The sequence below is a fragment of the Roseateles sp. P5_E11 genome, assembly GCF_054049355.1.
In genome coordinates, this window is the sequence record NZ_JBFUMO010000535.1 from 1 (window position 1) to 3,974 (window position 3,974).

Consider the following 3,974-nt stretch of genomic DNA (forward strand, 5'->3'; position numbering starts at 1 on the left):
GCCATGTGCAGGATGCCAAGAACCTGCCCTATACCGAGCTGCCGGCCTTCCCGCAGCCCAAGGTCGAGGGCCATGTCAACGAGATCGTCGTCGGCAATATCGGCAAGCAGCGCGTCATCTTCCTGCGCGGCCGCGCCCACACCTATGAGAGCGGCGACTGCACCGGCATGGCGGGCGCGTTGCGCACCCTCAAGCGCTGGGGCGTGAAGCTGCTGGTGCAGACCAATGCCTCCGGCTCGCTGCGCGGCCACATGCCGCCCGGCAGCCTGATGCTGATTGCCGATCACATCAACGCACCGCAGCGCAGCCCGCTGGTGGGCGAGCAGGGCAGCCATCGCTTTGTCGACATGGTCAATGCCTACGACGCCGACCTGCGCAAGCACGCGCTCGCCTTGGCCAAGCGCGAGAACCTGATGCTGGGCGAGGGCACGTACTGCTGGGCCCTGGGCCCACAGTTCGAGACGGCCGCCGAGATCCGCATGTTTGCGGCCTGGGGTGCTGACGCAGTGGGCATGAGCACCGTGCCTGAGACCATCCTGGCCCGCCACGCCGGCCTCAAGGTGATGGGCATCGCGCTGATGACCAACATGGCGGCTGGCCTGTCCGCTGAGGCGCTGACGCATGATCTGACGCTGAAGCAGGCGCAGCTCTCTGGCGAACGCGCCGCGAGCTTTCTGGCGGCCCTCATTGCGAGCTTTGCCGAGCTGACGCTATGACGGCCGATCTGAAGGCCGCGGCCCGTACGGCGCTGGCCTGCCTGGATCTGACCAGCCTGAACGACGCCGACACGGCTGCCGACATCGATGCGCTGTGCCGCCGTGCGCAGTCGCCGCATGGCCCCGTGGCTGCTGTCTGCGTCTGGCCGCGTTTCGTTGCCCAAGCGCGTGCCGCCTTGCCGGCATCCATCAAGGTCGCGGCGGTTGCAAACTTTCCCGATGGCGCTTTGGACCAGGCTCGCGCGCTGGCTGATGTCACGGAGATTGCGCAGGCGGGCGGAGATGAGGTCGACGTCGTGCTGCCCTGGCGCGCGCTGATTGCAGGTGACAGCACCGAGGTGAGCGAGTTTCTTTCCGAGGTCCGCTTCGCCAGCCGGCCGCTGACGCTCAAGGTCATCATCGAATCCGGCGAACTGGCCACGCCCGAGCGCATCGCCCAGGCCACGCGCCTGGCGCTGGCGGCCGGTGCCGACTTCGTCAAGACGAGCACCGGCAAGACCCCAGTCGGCGCCACGCCGGCCGCGGCGGCCGTGATGCTGAAGGAGATCGCCGCGAGCGGCCTGTCCGCCGCCGGCTTCAAGGCCTCGGGCGGCGTGCGCTCGGTGGCCGACGCCGCGGGCTATATCGCCCAGGCCGAAGCCGCCCTGGGCGCTGCCGCTCTCAACCCGCAACGCCTGCGCTTTGGCGCCAGCGGTCTGCTCACCGACATCGAAGCCGTGCTCTCCGGCGCTCAATCCGCCGCTGTCACCGCGGCTTACTGAGGGGCTCGGTAACGCTACGGGAATCGGATGCGTTGCCACTCAAAAGCCCGCGAGCAAGGCGCGAAGTCGACGCTGGGGTCATCCCCAGCGAGGCTTCGCAACGCCGCGSGCGGGCTTTTGAGTSACAACCCTTCGGGAGAGGGTCTGCGCGGGCGCATGGCGTTGTTGCGCGCCTTGCCTGGGCATGAGCCCAGGCGGCGTCGCACGCCTAGCCCTGCACCCGCGCAGACCCTCTCGCATCGATTCCCGTAGCATTACCGAGCCCCTATGCTTGCTCAAGAAATCATCCGCGCCAAGCGCGACGGCCAGGCGCTCAACGAAGCGCAGATCAACCACTTCGTCCGCGGCCTCGTCGACAACTCCTGGAGCGAAGGCCAGGTGGCCGCCCTCGGCATGGCCGTGTTCCTCAAGGGCATGGGCCGCGACGAAGCCGTGCTGCTGACCCGCGCGATGATGAACTCCGGCCGCGTCATGCGCTGGCCCGACATGCCCGGCCCCGTGCTGGACAAGCACAGCAGCGGCGGCGTCGGCGACAAGGTCAGCCTGATGCTGGCGCCCATGGTGGCGGCCTGCGGTGRCTATGTGCCGATGATTGCCGGCCGGGGCCTGGGCCACACCGGCGGCACGGTCGACAAGCTGGAGGCCATTCCCGGCTACACGACGACGCCCGACCCGGCCAGGTTCGACCAGATCGTGCGCTCGCTGGGTTGCGCCATCATCGGCCAGACCGCCGACCTGGCCCCGGCCGACAAACGCTTCTACGCGACGCGTGACGTGACGGCCACCGTCGAGAGCGTGCCGCTCATCACTGCCAGCATCCTGTCCAAGAAGCTGGCTGCCGGCCTCGAAGGCCTGGCCATGGACATCAAGTGCGGCAACGGCGCCTTCGCGTCCACGCCCGAGTTCGCCAAGGAACTGGCCGAGAGCATCGTCGCGGTCGCCGGCGGCGCGGGCCTGAAGACGCGCGCGCTGATCACCGACATGAACCAGATCCTGGGCAGCGACGTCGGCAATTCGCTCGAAGTGATCGAAACCATCCGCTACCTCAAGGGCGATGCCCGCGAGCCGCGCCTGCACGAAGTGACGCTGGCGCTGTGCGCCGAGATGCTGGTGCTGGGCGGCCTGGCTGCCAACACCGCTGGCGCTGGCGTCAAGCTGCAGGCTGCGCTGGACTCCGGCGCCGCTGCCGAGAAGTTCGCCAAGATGGTGGTTGCCCTGGGCGGCCCGGYGGACCTGATGGAGCGGCCCGAGGCTTATCTGACCGCCGCGCCCGTCGTGAAGCCCGTCGCCGCGCCGCGTGCGGGCGTCATCACGACGATGTCGACGCGTGACCTGGGCGTCGCCATCGTCGAGCTCGGCGGTGGCCGCCGCAAGGCCGGCGATGCCATCGACATGCGCGTCGGTTTCTCCGAAGTGAAGCCGCTGGGCACGCGCGTCGCCGCCGGCGAACCGCTCGCACTGATCCACGCGGCTGACGACGCTGCGGCCGACCGCGCCATCGCGTCCTATCTGGCCGCGTGCACGCTGGGCGACGCCGACATCGCCGCCACGCCCATGGTGATGGCTGAGGTGGGCTGATGGAAGAGAAGGACCCGCCGCGTCGCGCCATCAAGAGTTTCGTCACGCGCGCCGGCCGCATGGGCACGGGTCAGATCAAGGCCCTGGCCGAACTGGGCCCGAAGTTCGTCCTGCCCTACAAGCCCGAGCGCCTGGACGCTGAAGCCATCTTCGGCCGCAAAGCCCCGCTGGTGCTGGAGATCGGCTTCGGCATGGGCGGCGCGACGGCCGACATTGCGGGCACGCTGCCCGACCATGACTTCATCGGCTGCGAGGTGCATGAGCCGGGTGTCGGCGCTCTGCTCAAGCTCATCGATGAGAAGCAGCTCACCAACATCCGCATCGTCCAGCACGATGCCGTGGAGGTGCTGYGCGACATGATCGGCCCCGACTTGCTGGCCGGCGTGCACATCTTCTTCCCCGACCCCTGGCACAAGAAGCGTCACAACAAGCGGCGGCTGATCCAGCCGGAGTTCGTTGCCAAGTTGATCCAGCACATCGCGCCAAGCGGCTATCTGCACTGCGCGACCGACTGGSAGCCCTATGCCGAGCAGATGCTTGCAGTGCTGACGGCCGAGCCCCATCTCCTGAACGTCGCGGCCGGCTATGCTGACAAGCCCGCCTACCGTCCCCTGACCAAGTTCGAGAACCGCGGCATCAAGCTCGGGCATGGCGTGTGGGATCTGGTGTTCAGGAAGCGTTGATGACATCACCACTGCAAGGCAAGCACGTCCTGCTCGCCATGACCGGCGGCATCGCCGGCTACAAGATCGCCGAGCTGACGCGCCTGTTCGTGAAGGGCGGCGCGACGGTGCAGGTCATGATGACCGAGGCCGCCGAGCAGTTCATCACCGCGGTGACCATGCAGGCCCTGTCCGGCCGGCCGGTCTACACCAGCCAGTGGGATGCGCGTCCCGACAACAACATGGCCCATATCAAC

At 68.0% G+C, this 3,974-nt stretch carries 5 protein-coding genes; all 5 read left to right on the forward strand.

The genetic code is table 11. From position 1 onward, the window contains the following. Positions 1 to 716, forward strand: a 716-nt coding sequence (locus ACXJKR_RS26415; RefSeq protein ID WP_457325340.1) for a purine-nucleoside phosphorylase, incomplete at its 5' end; no start/stop codon positions are given. Next, on the forward strand, positions 713 to 1,477 hold the full coding sequence (deoC, locus tag ACXJKR_RS26420; protein ID WP_056196095.1) for a deoxyribose-phosphate aldolase: 765 nt from the start codon (positions 713 to 715) through the stop codon (positions 1,475 to 1,477). The genes ACXJKR_RS26415 and deoC, both read left to right, overlap by 4 nt. A 267-nt stretch (positions 1,478 to 1,744) precedes the next feature. Further along, positions 1,745 to 3,055 (forward strand): thymidine phosphorylase, encoded by a 1,311-nt coding sequence (gene deoA, locus ACXJKR_RS26425; protein WP_457325341.1) that lies wholly within the window; start codon positions 1,745 to 1,747, stop codon positions 3,053 to 3,055. Further along, the gene (trmB, locus tag ACXJKR_RS26430; RefSeq protein WP_457325342.1) at positions 3,055 to 3,738 is read left to right on the forward strand and encodes a tRNA (guanosine(46)-N7)-methyltransferase TrmB; all 684 of its coding nucleotides are present in this window, start codon (positions 3,055 to 3,057) and stop codon (positions 3,736 to 3,738) included. Before deoA ends, trmB begins: the two co-directional genes overlap by 1 nt. Then, positions 3,738 to 3,974 (forward strand): flavoprotein (locus tag ACXJKR_RS26435; protein WP_457325343.1); only part of this gene is annotated, 237 nt, incomplete at its 3' end. The genes trmB and ACXJKR_RS26435, both read left to right, overlap by 1 nt.